Source organism: Sphingobium sp. FW306-1B-F04DB (assembly GCF_058781925.1).
Window position 1 is genome coordinate 37,148 of record NZ_JBYSXE010000025.1, and the last position, 18,080, is coordinate 55,227.

The window sequence follows — 18,080 nt, forward strand, 5'->3', positions numbered from 1 at the left end:
CAGCGGCCGTTATCGTCATGTCGCCGATGTGGTTCAAATCTGGCGGTCGTGGCGCGCGAAGACATGGCTTATCGCGGATTGCGATTGTATAGACAGGTCATGAAATTGACCGCAGCCGCCCCCGCAAGACATCGATCCAACGCAACGACAGGTGCGGCGGACGGCAGCCCCGAGAATGATATAGCGGCTGACGGCACAGGTGGCCCGCCACGCTACGCCGCGATCAAGACGTTCATCACCGATGCGATCGGCACGGGTGCGCTCAAGTCTGGCGACCGCGTTCCCTCGGAAGCTGAACTCGTATCCCGCTTCGGCGTATCGCGAATGACCGCCAATCGAGCGCTGCGCGAATTGCAGAGTGCCGGAGTGCTTGTGCGCCGGACGGGCAGCGGTTCCTTTGTCGCCGAGCCCCGACCGATCGGCCATATGATCGAGATCCGGAACATTGCCGACGAGGTTCGCGCGAGGGGGCATGAATATCGCGCCCGCGTGGTGCAGAACCTGACCGAAAAAGCGACCGCTGAGACTGCGGCCTTTTTAGGCATTTCCGCGGGCACGCGAATCTTTCACTCGATCATCGTCCATCACGAGGCCGAATTTCCCATCCAGCTCGAGGAACGTCTCGTGCTCGCCTCGATCGCTCCGGACTATGGAAACATGGATTTCACGCAGACCACGCCAAACGAATATCTGACCAGAATCGCCCCACTCGAACGCGTGGAGCACCGGGTTTGCGCAGCCATGCCGGATCAGCGCACTCGGGAATTGCTTGGCATGGCGGAGCTTGAGCCCGTGCTTCGTCTCACCCGCCAGACGTGGAGCCGTGCGCGCCTGGTCTCGCATGCGTGGCTGACCCATCCGGCGAGCCGTTTCGAGCTGTCGGCGAGCTTTTCGGTATCGAGTTCCTGACCCTGCCCTGACCGCCTAGATGTAGGTAACGGGTTTCGCGACCGGGGGCTTGCGGCGGCGCAGCCAGCGGAAATCCGCGCGACTGAAGCTCTTGAAAAGCAGATAGAAGCCGGTGCCCGACAGCCAGAGTACGCCGAAAGCCATGAAGATGATGAGCGGATGGTTGAAGTTGGTCCGGTTCACATAGTCCATATTGTGGAGCATCCAGAAGAAGTCCCAGGTCCGCCAGGTGTCGCCGCGCATGACGAGGAAGCGACCGGTTTCGGCCGACACATAGGCGCTGCTGTTGGCCGCATCCGCGAAATTCACGCGCCACATCGCACCCTTATGCTCGCGCGCCTCGAGATTGGGCTTGGAGAGGGGTTCGACGTCGCGGATCGACGCTTCGTTCATCATCGACGCGACTGCGCGCGCCGTATCGGCGTCGATGGTGACGGGTGTTCCATCAGTGGCGTCAGCCAGCCGCATTCCCTTGGCGGTACGAAGCTCATAGACCGGTCGGCCTGCGAGATCGCGCAAGGTCACCCCCGAGATAGGCCCGAGCCCGGCAATCTTCGCCGGATCGATGAAGACGGTATCGGACGGCAGCGGATGGGCGTGCGTCGCCGCCATGTCATGGCCACCGACCTCGTCCATGTCGAGCAGCGCCATCACCGAGCCGCTTAGCGCCCAGAGCAGGAACTGGAGCCCCAGGATCAGCCCCACCCATTTGTGGATGCGGCGGAAGAACAGCGGGGAGAGACGGATGCGTTTCATGCCGTAGCCTTCTTTTTCTTCTTGCGCCGCGGGAAAGACCAGATGAGCAGCCATGCGCCGCTCACGGCCATTGCAAACGCGCTCCAGGTTGCGACCCGAAGGAGCGGATTGTTGACGTTGGTACGCTCGTCATAGTCCATGATGTGGAGCATCCAGGCGAAGTCGAACACGCGCCAGAGCGCGTGCCGCCGCGAGATGAGCTCGCCCGTCGCGGGCGATAGATAGAATGTCGGCCGGTTCCAGCCTTCGAACTCGACCTGCCAGTAAGGCGGCTTGCGCGCCTGCATCTCCCGCGGTGCCTCGGTCAGTAGCTTGACCGCAACGATGCCCCCTTGCCCCGTGTAGACGCGCCTCGCGAGCACACGGATGTCCTGCTCGCTGGGCGGCGCGAGACGGTTGCCGGTCCTTGCGTCGTAGAGCGCGGGACCCTCAGGCGTCTCAGCGCGCCAGACGGGCTTGTCGAAATGGCGCAGGAGCCGCACTTCCGAAGTCCCCGGCCCCGCCGTCACAATGCGTGACGGCGGCGCGAGGCCGGCAAGGTCGAAGGCTCGCACGGCGGGTGCCTGCACAAGGTGGTCGCCATGGATTGTGTCGATATGAACGACCACCATGTAGAAGCCCGTCAGCGTCCAGAGCACCACCTGGAGCCCCATGAACAGGGCGATCCATTTGTGCGTCCGTCGGACGACGAGCGGCCAGCGTATCTTTGCCAAGTCCGTCTTCCTTGCCTCAGAACGCGGTGCGGAAACCGACATAGAACCGTCGGCGGAGCAGGTCGTAGGTCATGGTGTCGGTGTTAGCATCGGTGAAACTCTGGATATAGGGCGCCTTCTTGTCGAAGATGTTGTCGACGCCGATCTGGAAGCGGGTCTTCTCGTCCACCTCGAAGGCGAGCTGGGCGTTGTGGTAGAAGACATTGGGCGTCTTGTAGCCGATCTCGCCGGGCGACGCGTTGAAGTCGGTTGCCTTGCCGATCCACTGGGTCGACCAGGTCGCGCTGAAGCCATCCTTCTCGGCGGTCAGCACCCCGTAGCCGCGCCACTTCGGATATCCGCCATTGCCGCCGCCGATAAAGCCGTCGAAGTTGATCGGATCACCCCCTGGGAAGGGCAGCACGACATATTTGTTGAGGTAGGTGACATTGAGGTCGAGCGACACCGCGACATCGCCGATTGTCCGGTTGTAGACGAGCCCGAGGTCAAGCCCGTTCATCTGCTCGCGGCCGGTGTTGATCGGCTGCGCTGATAGGAAGGTGACCTCGCCGGTCAGCGGGCTGCGCGTGAAATCGTCGCAGAATTCGCTCGAGAGATTGGTGCTGGCATAGCAGACCGCCAGCTTGGTCGAGCCCGGAATCGCGCGGATCGCGTCCTTGATGTCGATGTCGAACCAGTCGGCGGTGAGCGACAAGCCGGGCACAAGGCCTTTCGGCTGGATCACCGTTCCGATCGTCCAGGTGGTGGAGCTTTCGGGTTGAAGATCCTCGTTACCGCCGACGGTCGTCAGGATCGTGGTGCCCAACTGGACATAGTTGGCGGGGACGCCCGAAGCCTGGCAGTTGGCGATCAGCGTCGCATTGCCGCTGGTCGAATAGCGGCTGCACGGATCGGTCGTCGTCAGATTGCCTTCGGAAACGCCGCCGAACAGCTCAGGGACATTGGGGATGCGGAAGCCAGTGCCATAGGTACCGCGCAGACGGATATCGTCGTTGATCATCCAGTCGGCGCTGAGCTTGTAGTTCCAGTCGCTGCCGAACAGGTTGTAGTTCGAATAGCGCACCGCACCGTCCATCGTCAGCGCCTTGAAGAAGGGCGCATCGGCGAGCACGGGCACGGAGAGTTCGAGATAGGCTTCCTTGGCGGTGCTCGATCCTGAGATCGGATCCTGCTGGTTGGTATTGGCGACGCCGAGCACCGTCAGTGGGTCGGGATCGCGCCAGCCCTTTTCCTTGCGGTACACCGCGCCCGTCGCGAACGAGACGGGTCCGGCGGGCAGCTCGAAAAGGCTGCCGGTCAGATCGGCAGTGGCGGTCGCAAGCTCGTTGCCGCCGCGATCGCGCGAGGTGAAGAGGATATAGTCGAGCACCTGCGGGGTCAGATCGCCAAAGCCCAGATAGTCGGCGCAGGGAATGGCCGCCCCTGCAGCGAGACTGCACTTGCTGGTGTCGATCGTGTTGCGCACGCGTTCGAGATTGGCGATGTTGGTCGAGCCGTCGACCGCGGTGTTGCGGCCGAAGCTGCCCGCCACTTCCCAGGCCCAGTCATTGGCGAACGTGCCGCGAAGGCCCATCGTGCCCTGCCAGGTATCGGTTTCTTGGAAGAATTGACGCGGGCCCGGCTCGGCGAGCCGGCGCTGGATGAGGACGATGTTTTGGCCGGTGGGATTGGTGGGATTGCTCGCCGAGATCGCGAGGTTCCTGAGCGTACCCGGCGTCGCGATCTGGTTCGACTTGCGGAAGGTGTAGAGGAATTCGCCGAATGCTGCGATGTCGTCGGTGAGATCATAGTCCGCAAAGAACGCGGTGCTGACGCGCTCGACCGGACTCACCGCATTCAGGAATGGCGCCGAATTGAAGTTGTGCTTGGCGGCGTTGTAGGGCTCGAAGAAATTGCCGTTGCCGCCCGGCACCTGGTTGAAGTTGATCTGCTGGCCGTTGGGCAGCACCGCGCGCCCGCCGATCGTGGAGGCGCTGTTGACGCAGGACAGCGTGCCGGGCGTCGTCTCGGCGAGCGAGCAAGGCGCGCGGCTCGCCATGTTAACCGCGCTCGTCTTTTGATAGGTGACCGCGGCCATGAAGCCGCCGCGGTCGTTGCGGATTCCCCAGATCAGGTCGGCCGAGAAGTCGGAGCCATCGCCGCGCTCGGTGATGCCGTAGCGCGCGCTGACGCCCAGCCCCTCATAATCTGTGCGGGTGACGAGGTTGACCACGCCCGCCATCGCGTCCGCGCCATAGATCGCCGAGGCCCCGTCCTTCAGCACATCGGTGCGCGCGAGTGCGACGACCGGGATCATGTTGAGGTCGGGCGAGGAATTGGCGCCCGTACCGCCTGCCACAAGCCGTCGGCCGTTCAGCAGGACGAGCGTGCGCTTGATGCCGAGGCCGCGCAGATTGACTTGCGCGGTGCCGTAGCCGTTGTTCGTCCAATAGGCCGAGCTCTGGTTGCCCGCGAAGCCGGCATTGGCGGGGAGCCGCTGCAGGACGGTCTCGATGTTGACCACGCCGGTATTCTCGATCTGCTCGGCCGAGACGACGGTCGCTGGCCCGACGCCTGCCAGATCCTGCCTGCGAATCCGTGAGCCCGTTACGATGATTTCGCCTGCGCCGCTGCTTACGCTCTCGGCGGTATCGCTCTCTGAAGCTTGCGATTGCGCCAAAGCCGGCGTCGACAGTCCCCCCAAAATGGTCGCGCCGAGTAGCAGCGCCGTCCTCTTCTTCATGCGATTGCTCCCTGTCCCGTCTTCTAGTTGGGGACAGAGAGCACTGGTTGTATATACAGGTCAACCCAGATTCTTACTGTTTTTTCAATAGTTTAGATCAATTTTCGCAGGTTGCATTCCACCCTAAGAATACGCAGCCAAATCCCTTACCCCTCAAAGGGGACGAAATTTTTTTCCATCTTCGTACGATTTTCTGAAACACTCGCAGGCATGACTTTCCGCTGATGCACCATTTGTGCTCAGAAGTCCTCATTGCTGAGGCTCAAATGCGGGTCGTGGCGTGGCGCTCCAACGACTACCTTTCGACTCCTCTCGAAATGTTGTTGACAAGCGGCTGGGCGGCATGTCATTTCGATTAAACTCGAAACGTCCAAGAGGTTGCCATGCAATCTGCCAAAGCCATCGACGCACTAGGCGCACTGGCACAGGAGCATCGTTTGGCCCTGTTCCGGCTTCTTGTCCAAGCGGGCCAAGGTGGCATGTCGGCTGGTGCGCTCGCTGACGCCCTGTCAGTCCCGAACTCGTCGCTCTCTTTCCATCTCGCGCACCTCCACAGGGCCGGACTGATCGAGCAGCGGCGTGAAGGACGCTCGCTCATCTATACCGCCAACTATGACGCGATGAACGCGTTGGTCGGGTACCTCATGGAGAACTGTTGCGGCGGTGCGGATTGCGCTCCTGCGGCCCCCCCAAACGCTGAAAGGAAATCCGCATGAAGCGTCTGCATGTCCATGTCGGGGTGAAGGACCTCGACCAGTCCATTCGGTTCTACTCCTCGCTGTTTGGTGCGGAGCCGACCGTGACCAAGGAAGACTATGCCAAGTGGATGCTGGAAGATCCGCGTGTGAACTTCGCCATCTCGGCGGGTGACCATGTGGCCAAGGGCATCGAGCACCTGGGCATCCAGGTAGAAAGCAACGAGGAGCTGACTGAAGTCTATGGTCGGCTCAAGGCTGCCGATCGCCCTGTGCTTGAGGAGGGCGCGACTACGTGTTGCTATGCGACGAGCGAGAAGTCTTGGATCAGCGACCCTGACGGCGTGGTGTGGGAAGCCTTCTACACCAATGGGGAGGCAACCGTTTACGGCGACAGCCCATTCCTTGCCTCGTTATCGCCCAATGCCTCCACTGACACCTGCTGCGTGCCAACGATGCCAAAGGTTGCGGCTTGCAACGCTAGCTGCGGTTGATCGCCATGGCCGATCGCATCCGCAACGTCCTCTTCCTGTGCACCGGCAACTCGGCGCGCTCCATTCTGGCCGAGGCGCTGATGAACCGCGACGGCGCTGGCCGCTTTCGCGCCTACTCCGCGGGGAGCCAGCCCAAGGGCGTTCCTCACACTGCGGCACTGTCCCTGCTGTCCGAGCAAGGCTTCCCGATTGATGACCTGCGGTCCAAGGGCTGGGAGGAGTTCGCCGGTGCCGATGCTCCGCAGATGGACCTGATCATAACCGTCTGCGACAGCGCGGCGGGTGAGACGTGCCCGATCTGGCCCGGCCATCCCACCACTGCCCACTGGGGTATCGAGGACCCGGCTGTGGTCGAGGGGGAAGGTCAACGCCAAGCCTTCGTCACTGCTATGAGCTACCTACAGCGCCGCATCTCGCTTCTGCTTAGCTTGCCGGAGGAGGCACTGGCGACACTCGAAGGCCGTAAGCAGGTACGCGAGATTGGCAGGATTGCAGGCGCGAGCATCGGAGCGAACGAGCGAGCTGATGGCTGAACGGCGGGCTCCGAGCATCCGGCAAGCCCGAGTTGCTGATGCCGCCGCTGTCACTGCGATCTATGCCTATCACGTTGCCCATGGCACTGCCTCCTTTGACACGGTGCCGCGCACCGAGGCGGAGACTGTGGCGAAGATCGTCGAGTGCGATGAACGCGGCTGGCCTTTCCTGATTGCCGAAGACGAGGGCGTTGTGGGCTACGCTTACGCCACGCAGTTTCGCGACAGGCCAGCCTACGCCTCGACGTGCGAGAACAGCATCTATGTTGCCGCCTCGCATCTCGGGCAGGGCGTTGGCAGTGAGTTGCTAACTGCTCTCTTGGAGGCGGCCGAACAAGCGGGCTTTCGTCAGATGATCGCCGTCATAGGAGGGGCCGAGCCAGCCTCCGTGGCCCTTCATGTCAAAGCGGGATTTGTCGAGGCCGGGCGGATGCGATCAGTCGGCCGGAAGTTCGGAGGGTGGCTGGATACGCTCTACATGCAGCGAGCCTTGGGCCCTGGTGATAGCGCAGCGCCGGGCAACGAGCCGTGATCCATCCAAGAAGCCAACGACTGGCAGCAGAAGCGGTCGGGTCCTTCTTCTTGTTCGCTGCCGTCATCGGCTCCGGCATCATGGCCGAAGCACTAGCAGGCGGGAACGTCGCCATTGCGCTTTTGGCGAATACGATTGCGACCGGGGCGATCCTGTTCGTGCTTATCGCCATGCTCGGCCCGATCTCAGGCGCACATTTCAATCCAGCCGTATCGCTGGTTATGGCAGCGCGAGGCGACTTACATTGGAAAGACGTCGCTCCTTATATCGTCATGCAGCTATTGGGTGGCCTCGTCGGGGCTTTGGCCGCACACCTGATGTTCGATCTGCCGATCTGGCAATACTCACTCAAAGAGAGGACTGGCCTCGGCCAATGGACCGGCGAGGCCGTAGCAACCTTCGGCCTCATTCTCACAATCTTGGGAACCGTCCGCCATCGCCCCAGCTTGGTGCCAGCAACGGTGGCGCTCTACATCACCTCCGCATACTGGTTCACTTCTTCCACGAGCTTTGCCAATCCGGCGATCACGATGGTGCGGAGCCTATCCAACAGCTTCGCTGGCATCGCCCCGCAGGACGCTGCTGCCTTCATAATGGCGCAGCTCGTCGGAGCCGTACTCGGCGCAGTTGCTAGCAGGTTCCTGTTCCCGTCAAAGATCGCCGAGTGCATCGAGCGAGCCCATCATCATCAGTGAAATCACAGGGAACATCGGCAAGTCGAAACTTACAAGTGACTGAATTCGCTAGCGACACCTCATCACTCGCCAATACAGATCCCAGCGAATCGCATAGCCGGATCGTCGAGCAGGTAAGATGGGGTGTTGCCGCCAGCCGGCACTCGACCGCTCAAAATGCAAAAATAAGCGGTCTCTGGTGAAATTTGTCAAGCGCTTGGATGCCCCGCGAGGATTCGAACCTCGATTGACGGAGTCAGAGTCCGTAGTCTTACCTTTAGACGACGGGGCAGTGCGGAGGCGGCAGATAGGCGGCTCGCCGCACGCTGTCAACGCCGCCTTGCAGTAAATCCAACCTGCCGATAGTCTCACGGCCAAGTACCGGCGGTATCCCTGCCGGAGAACATAAGAGTGACTGACGGCAATGGGTGAGAGTTCCCTGCCATCGCCGCAGCAACCCGCCAGTTTTCCGGCGGGCAGCGCGGCAACGAGACGGACAACCAGTGCGCGGTGGCCGCAACGCCGCGCCTATGCGGCGCTCGATCTTGGCACAAACAACTGCAGGCTGCTGATCGCGAAGCCCGAAGGCGACGGCTTCGTCGTGATCGATGCCTTTTCGCGAATCGTCCGGCTGGGCGAAGGGCTCGCGGCGTCGGGCAAGCTGAGCGACGCCGCGATCGAGCGCGCGATCGCCGCGCTGTCGGTCTGTGCCGAAAAGCTCAAGCGCCGACATGTGACGCTGGCGCGCTCGGTCGCGACCGAGGCGTGCCGGCGGGCCTCCAACGGCCGCGAGTTCATCGACCGGGTTTATCGCGAGACGGGGATCGCGCTCGACATCATCACCGCCGAGGAAGAGGCGCGACTGGCGGTGATGGGCTGCCATGCGCTGCTCGAGCCCGGCGACGGGCCCGCGCTGGTCTTCGACATCGGCGGCGGATCGACCGAGCTGGTGCTGGTGGAGACCGAGGATGGGCATCCGCGCATCGTAGACTGGCTGAGCGCCCCCTGGGGCGTCGTCTCACTGACCGAACACGAGCCTGAGGCGAGCCATACAGACCTGTCGGTGCGGCTGGCGGCCTATGCGCGGATGAAGCAGCGCGTGCATGAAAGCTTCGCCTCCTTTGCGGCGCGCCTGCCCGCGCATCCCCCCGCCGATATCCGGCTGCTCGGCACCAGCGGCACGGTGACGACGCTTGCCAGCCTCTATCTCGAGCTGAGTTCCTACGATCGCAGCGCGATCGACGGGCTGATCGTGCCCGCCGCGGCGATGCGCAAGATCAGCGACCGGCTTTCACGCATGTCGCTCCCGGAGCGCCAGATCCAGCCCTGTATCGGCGCAGAGCGCGCCGATCTGGTCGTCGCGGGCTGCGCCATCCTGGAAGCAATCATCGACATCTGGCCCGCCGAGCGGCTAGGCGTCGCCGATCGAGGGATTCGTGAGGGCATTTTGCGGCGACTGATGGCACGCGACGGAAAACCGACATGAGCCGTGGAGGGAGCGGCGGGCGGCAGCGAGTCCGCACCGCCAAGGGGCGCACCGCCGCCTCGACGCGCTGGCTCGAGCGCCAGCTCAACGATCCCTATGTGCGCAAGGCCAAGGCCGAAGGCTATCGCAGCCGTGCGGCCTACAAGCTGATCGAGCTCGACGAGAAATTCGGGCTGCTCAAAGGCGCCAGGCGAATCGTCGATCTCGGCATCGCGCCCGGTGGCTGGAGCCAGGTCGCGCGCAAGAAGGCACCCGGCGCGGCGGTGGTCGGCATCGACCTGCTGCCCACTGATCCGATCGATGGCGTCACCATCTTCCAGCTCGATTTCATGGACGATCGCGCACCCGAGATGCTTAACGATGCGCTGGGCGGCCCCGCCGACCTGGTGATGTCGGACATGGCAGCCAACACCGTAGGCCATGCACAGACCGACCACCTGCGCACCATGGCGCTGGTCGAGGCGGCGGCCTATTTCGCGGTCGACGTGCTTGAGCCCGGCGGCGCCTATGTCGCCAAGGTCTTTGCGGGGGGCACCGATCACGAGCTGCTCGCGATGCTCAAGCGCAACTTCACGACGGTGAAGCACGCCAAGCCGCCCGCGAGCCGCAAGGATTCCTCCGAATGGTATGTGATCGCGCAGGGCTTCAAGGGGCGGGCAGAGAAGGAATAGCGCATATCGCGGCTGTTTGTGCGACATCCGAACTTGCCCCTTGCGGGCACGCGCGTCTCGTTGCACATGCTGCAATTGCGTGACGGTTTTGTGACAGTTCCGTTGCAGCACGGGAGTCATGACCATTCGGCAGATCGCCGCCCTTCCCTATACGATGGACGAAAGCGGGAGCATGCGGATCCTGCTGATCACTTCGCGCGAGACGCGGCGATGGGTGATTCCCAAGGGCAACCGCATCAAGGGGTTGGCGGCGCATCGTGCGGCGGAGCATGAGGCGTTCGAGGAAGCGGGCATTGGGGGCATCGCCTGCCCCGCCCCGCTCGGCCGCTACAGCTATCGCAAGCGACAGCGGGATGGCAGCGCGCGCACCGCGACGGTCGACGTCTTCCCGCTGGCGGTGACGCACCAGTCGATCGACTGGCCCGAGCGCGAGCAGCGCGACCAGCGCTGGTTCTCGGTGCCCGACGCCGCCAATGCGGTCGACGAGCCCGATCTCAAATCGATCATTGCGGCTTTTCGTGAGCCGCCCAACGAGCCCAGTGCGCTGACCCGCGCGATTCTGTGGTTGCGCATCCAGGGGGGAGAAAGAATATCGATGCTGCGCTGGCTCCAGGCCCTGATGCCCAAGCAGGGGCGGTTCTTCGAGCAGTTCGAGGATCATGCCGCGACGCTGGTGGCGGGGGCCGATGCGCTCGCCAAGCTGCTCAAGGGCGGTCCCGACATGGCCGAGCATTGCCGCGAGATCTTCGACCGCGAGCATGAGGCCGACGACATCATCCGCGAGGTGCTACAGGACGTGCGCCGCACCTTCATCACCCCCTTCGACCGCAGCGCGATCACCGGGCTGATAGGGGTGATGGACGATGCGATCGACCAGATGAACCAGACCGCCAAGGCAATCCAGCTGTTCGAGGTCACCGAATTCGCGCCGCAGATGCAGGACATGAGCGCGATCATCGTCGAGGCCGCGCGCATCACCGCCGAGGCGATGCCGCTGCTGCGCTCGCTCAACAACAATGCGGCGCGGCTGCACGACCTTACCGAGCGGCTCGTGCGGCTCGAAGGCCATGCCGACGAAATCCACGAGGCGGGGTTGAAGGCGCTCTTCAAGAAGGAAGGCGAGACGCATCCGATGGGCTTCATCGTCGGGCGCGAGATCTACAGCCATCTGGAAAAGGTGACCGACCGTTTCGAGGACGTCGCGAACGAGATCCAGGGTCTCGTCATCGACCACGCCTGACGCGCCGGGATGCTCGGCGGCAGCTTCCATGTGCCCTTCTGGGTGGTATCTCATGCCAGACGGCGATGGGGCTGGGCGTGCCGGTGTCGACGACGCACACGATCACGGGCGCGATTGTCGGCGTCGGCGCATCGCGCCGTCTGTCGGCGGTGCGCTGGAACGTGGCGAGCAGCATCGTCGTCGCCTGGGTGGTGACGTTGCCCGCGGCTGCCGCGATCGGCGCCGGCTTCTACCTTCTCGCCGGGCAGTTCGGCTGAACTTGCGCGGCGCCAGCGTCCGTTCTAGCGATCGGGATATGAACGCGAGCGGTTATCACGAGCAGGGTTATGCGCATCTCAAGGGCCTTGTTCCGCCCGAGGTGGCACGCGCCTTCCTGCAGGATCTGAAAGCCGATATGGGCCCCGGCGCGATCCCGCTGAGCGGCGTCACCAACCATGTGAACCTGCTCAATCGTCCGGCCTTCGAGGTCTATGGCAACCACTACAAGCCGATGCGCTTCTTTCTGTGGGGCCTGACCGCGATCATGCGCGAGCTGACCGGCCGCGACCTGCTACCGACCTATGATTATTTCCGCATCTATCGCGAGGGCGACGTCTGCCACGTGCATTCGGACCGCCACGCCTGCGAGCACAGCCTGTCGCTGACGCTCGATTACAGCGACGGAGAACCATGGCCGCTCGAACTCGAGAAGCGGCGCAGCGAACCCTCGGCGAAGGTGGACCTCGATTTCGGCGGTGAGGACTTTGCGGCGATCCCGATGCAGGTGGGCGACGCGGTGCTCTATCAGGGGGTGCACCACCGCCACGGGCGGATCACGCCCAACCCCAATGGCTGGTCGGCGCACCTCTTCCTGCACTGGGTCGATCGCGAGGGCCCCTATGGCGACCAGGCATTCGAAGGCCAGCCCGACCCGGCACCGGTCAATTTCAGCTTCAGCTGAGCGTAGGCATTTGCCGTTTGGCGGGATAGTGGATGGGGTGGAAAGCGGACGCGACCTTGAGCCCTCTCCCGCTTTTGCGGGAGAGGGTGGGGTGAGGGTCTTCTTCCCTTTTCACCAACGCGCCGAGCCCGCCGTAAGGCCGGAAAAGCCCTCACCGACTACGACTAGGCCGCAAGTGGCCAAGTCTCCGTTGCCTCTCCCGCGAAAGCGGGAGAGGGCGGAAGCGCCATACCCGTAACTGGGTCCAAACGGGACGTCAGTCGCCCGAGGACTTGCGCGCCTCGGCAATCGCCTCCTTGAGCGTGTCGTAGCCGACCGCGCCGTTGAGCACCTGATCACCAACGACCCAGCTCGGCGTGCCGCTGAAGCCGAGCGCGCGGGCGAGCGCGACATTGCTGTCGATCTCGCGCTGGACCGCGTCGGACTTGATCGCGGTCTGGACCGACGCCACGTCGAGCCCCGCATCGCGCGACGCCTTTTCGACTGCCGCAGCGCTCGGCCGGCCGGACGCATAGAGGGCGTCGTGGAAATGCTTGAACTTGCCCTGCTCAGCCGCCGCGAGGCTGACGCGCGCTGCCTTTTCGCTGTCCTCGCTCAGGATCGGCAGTTCGCGGAAGACGATCTTGAGATTCTTGTCCTCCTTCAGCAGACGCTCGATATCGGGCAGGCTGCGGCGGCAGAAACCGCAGGCATAGTCGAAGAAGACTACGAGCGTGGCGTTGCCGTTGGGATTGCCCGCCCAGGCCGAGGCGAACGGGGTTTCAAGCGCCTTGCGGCTGGCGTCGATCGACTTTGCGGCCTCGCGGTTCTGCAGCTTCTGGATCGCCTCGGGGATGATCTCGGGATGCGAGAGGATATAGTCACGCACCACCGCCTCGATCTTGGCGCGTTCGGCGTCGCTCACCTGCGGAGCGGAGGACAGCGCACCCGTGGCGAGCGCGGTGCCGGCGGCACCCGCGAGGAACGCGGCAACGGCGATCATGATCGATTTTCCCTTGGACATGTTTATCGCCTGCGGCGTTCCTGTTGTACGGCGGCTTCCGAGACCATCGCGATATCCTGCGCGCGCAGCCAGTCGGGGGTGCCTTCCTTGATCCCCTGCATCGCCTGGCGCGCATTGGCAAGTGCGAGCTGCGGACGCCCTTCGAGCGTGTAGCGCTCGGCGGTGGCCAGCTGCGCGCGCGGCAGATCGCCTTCGCGCTCATAAACCACGCCGAGCTGGTACCATGCGAAGGGATTTTCGTTGTCGCGCGTTACCGAGGCGCGCAGCACGGTGCGCGCCTCGTCGAAATTTTTGGGATCCTCGGTGGCGATCAGCGCATGGCCGAACAGCGCCGCGATCAGCGGCTGCGCGCGCGTGCGCTCCACCGACTCGCGCAAGGCTGGCAATGCCTCTGCGGGCTTGCCCGACTCCAGCAGGACCTGGCCCTTGAGCTCGAGATAATAGGGGTCGTGCGGCTGCGCCGCGAGCAGCGCATTGACCTCGTCGAGCGCTTTGTCGGGATAGGCCGATTTGTGCCAGGCATAGGCGCGCGCATAGCGTGCGGGCTCCGTCTTGTCGCGCTCGGGATAGTCGCGCAGCGTCTCTGCGGGTTCCGACGCGAAGCCCTTGAGCTTGGCCTTGATCCGTTCGAAGCGCGCCTCGAGCCCCGGATCGACCGGTTTGTTCCAGTTGGGCGATGCCATGTACTGATGCTCGAGCACCGCGAGGCGCTCGCCGCTGAGCGGGTGGGTTCGGCCGTAGCTGTCGTCCTGCGGGATCGCGAGCCGATATTCCAGGTTCTGGATGCGCTTGAAGAAGGCGAGCGAACCCTTGCCGCTGATCCCCGCCTTTTCGAGGAAGCTGACGCCCGCGGCATCGGCCGACGATTCCTGCGTGCGGCTGAACGCGAGATATTTGCCGAGCGCGGCCTGCTGACCCGCCGCCATGATGCCCATGCCCGCCTCGCCCGCACCCGCGGCGACCGCGGCAATGCCCGCGAGCAGGCTCAGCAGCGTGATGCCCGTCGCGGTTTTCATCCCTTCGGACGAGCGGATGATGTGGCCGCCGGTGATGTGGCCGAGCTCGTGCGCAATGACGCCCTGCACCTCATTGGCGTTGTCCGCCTGCATGATGGTGCCCGAGTTGATATAGACGATCTGTCCGCCCGCGACGAAGGCGTTGATCGTGGGATCGCCGACCAGCACGACCTTGACGTTCTTGGGATCGAGCCCCGCTGCACTGATCAGCGGCGCGGACATTTCGTCGAGCACCGCCTCGGTCTCTGCGTCGCGCAGGATCGACTGCGCCATGGCGGGCTGGACGAGCAGCACCAGCGACACGAGCAACGCGACCGCGGCGCGCACGACATGTACCAAGGAGCGGAATTGAATGGCCATTTGCCCTCTACCTCTCCCCCCGCACATGAACCCCGGATGAAATGCGGGGTTCCGGAAGGGCGCGGCGCGACGACCGCACCCTTCCGTGAACCGGATCCTATTCCTGTCCTCCAAAGGTCCGCTGCCACCAGCCGCGGCGCGGGCCATCCTCGCCCTCGTCGGCAGCATCGTTGGCGGGTGCGACGGCGGGCTCCGCGGCCTCTTCAGCGGGCGCTTCAGCGGTGGGCGCTTCGCCAGCCGCCTTGGGCGCCGCCTTCTTGCGCGTACGCTTGGGCTTGGCAGGTGCGGCTTCGCCCTCGGGCTCGTCCGCCACAGCTCCGGCAGCGGGGGCGGCAGGCTCGGTTTCGGCCTTGGGCGCAGCCTTTTTGCGCGTGCGCTTGGGCTTGGCGGGCTCCGCCTCGGCAGCCGGTGCTTCGACAGCGGGCGCCGGCTCGGCAGCAGCCTGGGCAACAGCCTCGATCTTCGCCTCGGCCTTGGGGCGACGGCGCGTGCGCTTGGGCTTTTCCTCGACGACCGGCTCGGACTCGGCCACGACCTCGGCGGGGACGGCCTCGACTTCGGCAGGCGCCTGGGCCTCAGCGGGCTCCGCCACGGTAGCCTGCGCCTCTTCGCCTTCGCGCCGGCGACGGCCGCCACGGCGACCACGGCGGTTGCGACGCTTCTTGCCTTCGCCCGCTTCGCTCTCCGCTGTCACGTGCTCGGCCTCTTCGCCCGACACTTCGGCTTCGGCGGCTTCGGCACCGCCCTCGGCCTCAACCTCACCCTCGGCCTCGCCGCGGCCCTCCCCTTCCTCGCGGCGACCGCGGCGCCCACGGCCACGGCGGCGGCGGCGGCGGCCAGCCTCGCGCTCGGCACGCTCGCCCCGCTCGCCACGTTCCTCGCGACCGCCTTCACTTTCCTCTTCCTCGTCGAACTCTTCCTCGTCCTCGACCGGAAGATCCTCATCCTCCTCGATGATCACCGGCTCGAAGCGCGGCGCGTGCTCGGGCGGCGGGCCGCTCGATTCGACGCTCATCCGCGCGCCCTCGGTCTCGCCATCGGGCAGGATGTCGATGGCGACGCCGTAGCGATCCTCGATCTCGGCAAGCTCGGCACGCTTGCGGTTGAGCACATAGATCGTGGCTTCCTGGCTCGCACGCAGCGTTAGCTTGCTGCCGCGTCCACGTGCCGCCTCGTCCTCGAGCATGCGCAGCGCCGAGAGGCCCGCCGACGATGCGGTGCGCACCAGCCCGGTGCCCTCGCAATGCGGGCACTGGCGCGTCGATGCCTCGAGCACGCCGGTGCGCAGCCGCTGGCGGCTCATCTCCATCAGGCCGAACGAGCTGATCCGGCCGACCTGGATGCGTGCGCGGTCATTGGAAAGCGCGGCCTTCACCGCCTTTTCGACCTTACGGATATTGGAGTTGTTCTCCATGTCGATGAAGTCGATAACGACGAGGCCCGCCATGTCGCGCAGGCGCAGCTGGCGCGCGATCTCGTGTGCGGCCTCGAGATTGGTCGCGACCGCGGTTTGCTCGATGCCGTGTTCGCGCGTCGACCTTCCTGAGTTGATGTCGATCGACACCAGCGCCTCGGTCGGGTTGATCACCAGATAGCCGCCCGATTTGAGCTGGACGGTCGGGTGGTACATCGCGGCGAGCTGATCCTCGACATTGGATCGCTGGAACAGCGGCACCGCATCCGCATAGGGTTTTACACGCCGCGCATGGCTGGGCATGAGCAGCTTCATGAAGTCCTTCGCCTGGCGATAGCCCTCCTCGCCCTCGACGATCACTTCCTCGATATCGCGATTGTAGATATCGCGGATCGCGCGCTTTATCAGGTCGCTGTCGCCGTAGACCAAAGCGGGGGCGCTCGATTGCAGCGTCTTGTCGCGAATCTCGTCCCACAGCCGCGCGAGATAGTCGAAATCGCGCTTGATCTCGGTCTTGGTGCGCTGGAGCCCCGCGGTGCGGACGATGCAGCCCATCGTGCTCGGCAGCTTGAGATCGGCCATGATCGACTTGAGACGCTTGCGATCGCCGGCATTGGAAATCTTGCGGCTGATCCCGCCCCCGTTGGAGGTGTTGGGCATCAGCACGCAGTAACGTCCGGCGAGCGAGAGATAGGTGGTGAGTGCCGCACCCTTGTTGCCGCGCTCTTCCTTCACGACCTGGACGAGCAGCACCTGACGGCGGCGGATGACGTCCTGGATTTTGTAGCGGCGACGCAGCGCCATGCGCTTCTGGCGCAGTGCCTCGACCGCGCCGTCATCGGCCTGCGCGCGGCCGCGCCTGCGGCGGCGATCGCCATTGCCGGCGGATTCGCCATTGCCCTCGGCGTCGCCCTCACCCTCTTCGTCGCCATGGTCGCCATTGTAGACCTCCTCGACGCCGTGATGCTCGTCGCTGTCCTCGCCCTCGTGCGCCTCGTCCTCCTCATCCTCGGCTTTGGCGCGCAGCGCCTCTTCCTCGGCGGCGTGCTCGGCCTCCTCGCGAAGCAGCGCTTCGCGGTCTTCCTTGGGGATCTGGTAGTAATCGGGGTGGATTTCGCTGAAGGCCAGGAAGCCGTGGCGATTGCCGCCATAGTCGACGAACGCCGCCTGTAGCGACGGCTCGACCCTCGTTACCTTCGCGAGATAGATATTACCTTTGAGCTGCTTGTGCTCGGCGGACTCGAAATCGAACTCCTCAATCCGGTTTCCCTTGACGACCGCCACGCGGGTTTCTTCCCGGTGGCGCGCGTCGATCAGCATGCGCATGGTCATTAAAAATACTCCGGGCGCGCCCGGTGCCGGCACTCAAGGCCGGCGGCGCGCCAAATTGTGGGGACGGCGCGCGGAAGCCTGTGGTCCGCGTCGCGTTCGCCCGGGTTGCAATGAAAATCTGTGCTGTTGCTGCGTGCGCACGTCCGGCAATCGGTGCCGGAACCGCCCCCAAGCCCGAAGCATTGCCGGCCCATCGGGCAGAATGCGGTGCGGGGGAGAAATGCCTCATGCAGCGTCAACCTGAAACTATCGCCCCGAGGGACGATCCAAAACCGCTGATCGGACCCCACGGTCCGTCAGCGACTTGCACCGCTAGCATCGCACGACCACAGGGGCAACAAAAAGCCGTTCATCCTGGCGAGCCTGCGAGCGCGCGGTCGGATACGCGCCGAAAATTTCGCTCGATTCCGCGCGCATTGCCTGTCATTCCGCGGATATGGGGATTTGGGCGGGGAGCTTCCAGTGATGTTCGCCATGCGTCGCGCCATGACGGTGCCGTTGCTCGTCGCCATGCTGTGCACGGGATGCGGCCAAGCCCCCGAACCGCGCAGCCGCTACAACATCACGCTCCCGCTCGGCCCGCCCCGTCC

General features: G+C 64.2%; 16 protein-coding genes, 1 tRNA gene and 1 pseudogene. 11 read left to right on the top strand and 7 right to left on the bottom strand.

The features are described 5' to 3' along the window. The first annotated feature begins 48 nt into the window (after positions 1-48). Positions 49-909 (top strand): histidine utilization transcriptional repressor HutC, encoded by an 861-nt coding sequence (gene hutC / locus AC3WJD_RS12490; protein ID WP_492746978.1) that lies wholly within the window; start codon positions 49-51, stop codon positions 907-909. 15 nt (positions 910-924) lie between these two features. Here hutC and AC3WJD_RS12495 read toward each other — a convergent pair whose 3' ends face one another. From AC3WJD_RS12495 to AC3WJD_RS12505, 3 genes are read right to left on the bottom strand one after another with little or no spacing between them, the layout of a single operon-like run. Continuing rightward, on the bottom strand, positions 925-1,665 hold the full coding sequence (locus AC3WJD_RS12495) for a PepSY domain-containing protein (RefSeq protein WP_492746979.1): 741 nt from the start codon (positions 1,663-1,665) through the stop codon (positions 925-927). Further along, on the bottom strand, positions 1,662-2,378 hold the full coding sequence (locus AC3WJD_RS12500; protein ID WP_492746980.1) for a hypothetical protein: 717 nt from the start codon (positions 2,376-2,378) through the stop codon (positions 1,662-1,664). The genes AC3WJD_RS12495 and AC3WJD_RS12500 overlap by 4 nt, the downstream gene beginning before the upstream one ends. Before the next feature lie 16 nt (positions 2,379-2,394). Further along, the gene (locus tag AC3WJD_RS12505) at positions 2,395-5,100 is read right to left on the bottom strand and encodes a TonB-dependent receptor domain-containing protein (RefSeq protein WP_492746981.1); all 2,706 of its coding nucleotides are present in this window, start codon (positions 5,098-5,100) and stop codon (positions 2,395-2,397) included. Between the two features lie 383 nt (positions 5,101-5,483). On the opposite strand from AC3WJD_RS12505, the gene AC3WJD_RS12510 reads away from it, so the two are divergent. The 5 genes from AC3WJD_RS12510 to AC3WJD_RS12530 are packed head-to-tail and all read left to right on the top strand — an operon-like array spanning position 5,484 to position 8,049. Beyond that, on the top strand, positions 5,484-5,816 hold the full coding sequence (locus AC3WJD_RS12510; protein WP_492746982.1) for an ArsR/SmtB family transcription factor: 333 nt from the start codon (positions 5,484-5,486) through the stop codon (positions 5,814-5,816). Then, positions 5,813-6,289: an ArsI/CadI family heavy metal resistance metalloenzyme gene (locus AC3WJD_RS12515; RefSeq protein ID WP_492746983.1), complete on the top strand. Its 477-nt coding sequence runs from the start codon at positions 5,813-5,815 to the stop codon at positions 6,287-6,289. Before AC3WJD_RS12510 ends, AC3WJD_RS12515 begins: the two co-directional genes overlap by 4 nt. Before the next feature lie 5 nt (positions 6,290-6,294). Further along, positions 6,295-6,822, top strand: coding sequence for an arsenate reductase ArsC (locus tag AC3WJD_RS12520; RefSeq protein WP_492746984.1), 528 nt, complete (start codon positions 6,295-6,297; stop codon positions 6,820-6,822). Next, entirely contained in the window at positions 6,815-7,354 is a 540-nt protein-coding gene (locus AC3WJD_RS12525) for a GNAT family N-acetyltransferase (protein ID WP_492746985.1), read from the top strand. Before AC3WJD_RS12520 ends, AC3WJD_RS12525 begins: the two co-directional genes overlap by 8 nt. After that, positions 7,354-8,049, top strand: coding sequence for an MIP/aquaporin family protein (locus AC3WJD_RS12530; protein WP_492746998.1), 696 nt, complete (start codon positions 7,354-7,356; stop codon positions 8,047-8,049). Before AC3WJD_RS12525 ends, AC3WJD_RS12530 begins: the two co-directional genes overlap by 1 nt. Before the next feature lie 197 nt (positions 8,050-8,246). Here the strand turns inward: AC3WJD_RS12530 and AC3WJD_RS12535 are convergent. Further along, positions 8,247-8,320 (bottom strand) — tRNA-Gln (locus tag AC3WJD_RS12535). Between the two features lie 132 nt (positions 8,321-8,452). Between AC3WJD_RS12535 and AC3WJD_RS12540 the strand changes: the two genes are divergently transcribed. The 5 genes and pseudogenes from AC3WJD_RS12540 to AC3WJD_RS12560 all read left to right on the top strand — a co-directional run bounded on the left by AC3WJD_RS12540 (position 8,453) and on the right by AC3WJD_RS12560 (position 12,365). After that, on the top strand, positions 8,453-9,514 hold the full coding sequence (locus AC3WJD_RS12540; protein WP_492746986.1) for a Ppx/GppA phosphatase family protein: 1,062 nt from the start codon (positions 8,453-8,455) through the stop codon (positions 9,512-9,514). After that, complete coding sequence (locus AC3WJD_RS12545; protein WP_492746988.1) at positions 9,511-10,185, top strand: RlmE family RNA methyltransferase; 675 nt, start codon at positions 9,511-9,513, stop codon at positions 10,183-10,185. The genes AC3WJD_RS12540 and AC3WJD_RS12545 overlap by 4 nt, the downstream gene beginning before the upstream one ends. Positions 10,186-10,309: 124 nt before the next feature. Continuing rightward, on the top strand, positions 10,310-11,425 hold the full coding sequence (locus AC3WJD_RS12550) for a DUF47 family protein (protein ID WP_492746999.1): 1,116 nt from the start codon (positions 10,310-10,312) through the stop codon (positions 11,423-11,425). 6 nt (positions 11,426-11,431) lie between these two features. Further along, positions 11,432-11,682, top strand: a pseudogene (locus tag AC3WJD_RS12555) (inorganic phosphate transporter); the annotation flags it as partial. A gap of 38 nt (positions 11,683-11,720) precedes the next feature. Continuing rightward, positions 11,721-12,365, top strand: a complete 645-nt coding sequence (locus AC3WJD_RS12560) for a hypothetical protein (RefSeq protein ID WP_492746989.1) — start codon at positions 11,721-11,723, stop codon at positions 12,363-12,365. A 256-nt stretch (positions 12,366-12,621) separates the two neighbouring features. Here AC3WJD_RS12560 and AC3WJD_RS12565 read toward each other — a convergent pair whose 3' ends face one another. From AC3WJD_RS12565 to AC3WJD_RS12575, 3 genes are all read right to left on the bottom strand, one after another. Beyond that, the gene (locus tag AC3WJD_RS12565; protein ID WP_492746990.1) at positions 12,622-13,368 is read right to left on the bottom strand and encodes a DsbA family protein; all 747 of its coding nucleotides are present in this window, start codon (positions 13,366-13,368) and stop codon (positions 12,622-12,624) included. A 2-nt stretch (positions 13,369-13,370) separates the two neighbouring features. After that, on the bottom strand, positions 13,371-14,744 hold the full coding sequence (locus AC3WJD_RS12570; protein WP_492746991.1) for a M48 family metalloprotease: 1,374 nt from the start codon (positions 14,742-14,744) through the stop codon (positions 13,371-13,373). A gap of 97 nt (positions 14,745-14,841) precedes the next feature. Beyond that, positions 14,842-17,490 carry an Rne/Rng family ribonuclease gene (locus tag AC3WJD_RS12575; protein WP_492746992.1) on the bottom strand — a complete coding sequence of 883 codons (2,649 nt, stop codon included), beginning with the start codon at positions 17,488-17,490 and terminating at the stop codon, positions 14,842-14,844. Positions 17,491-18,080 lie beyond the last annotated feature (590 nt).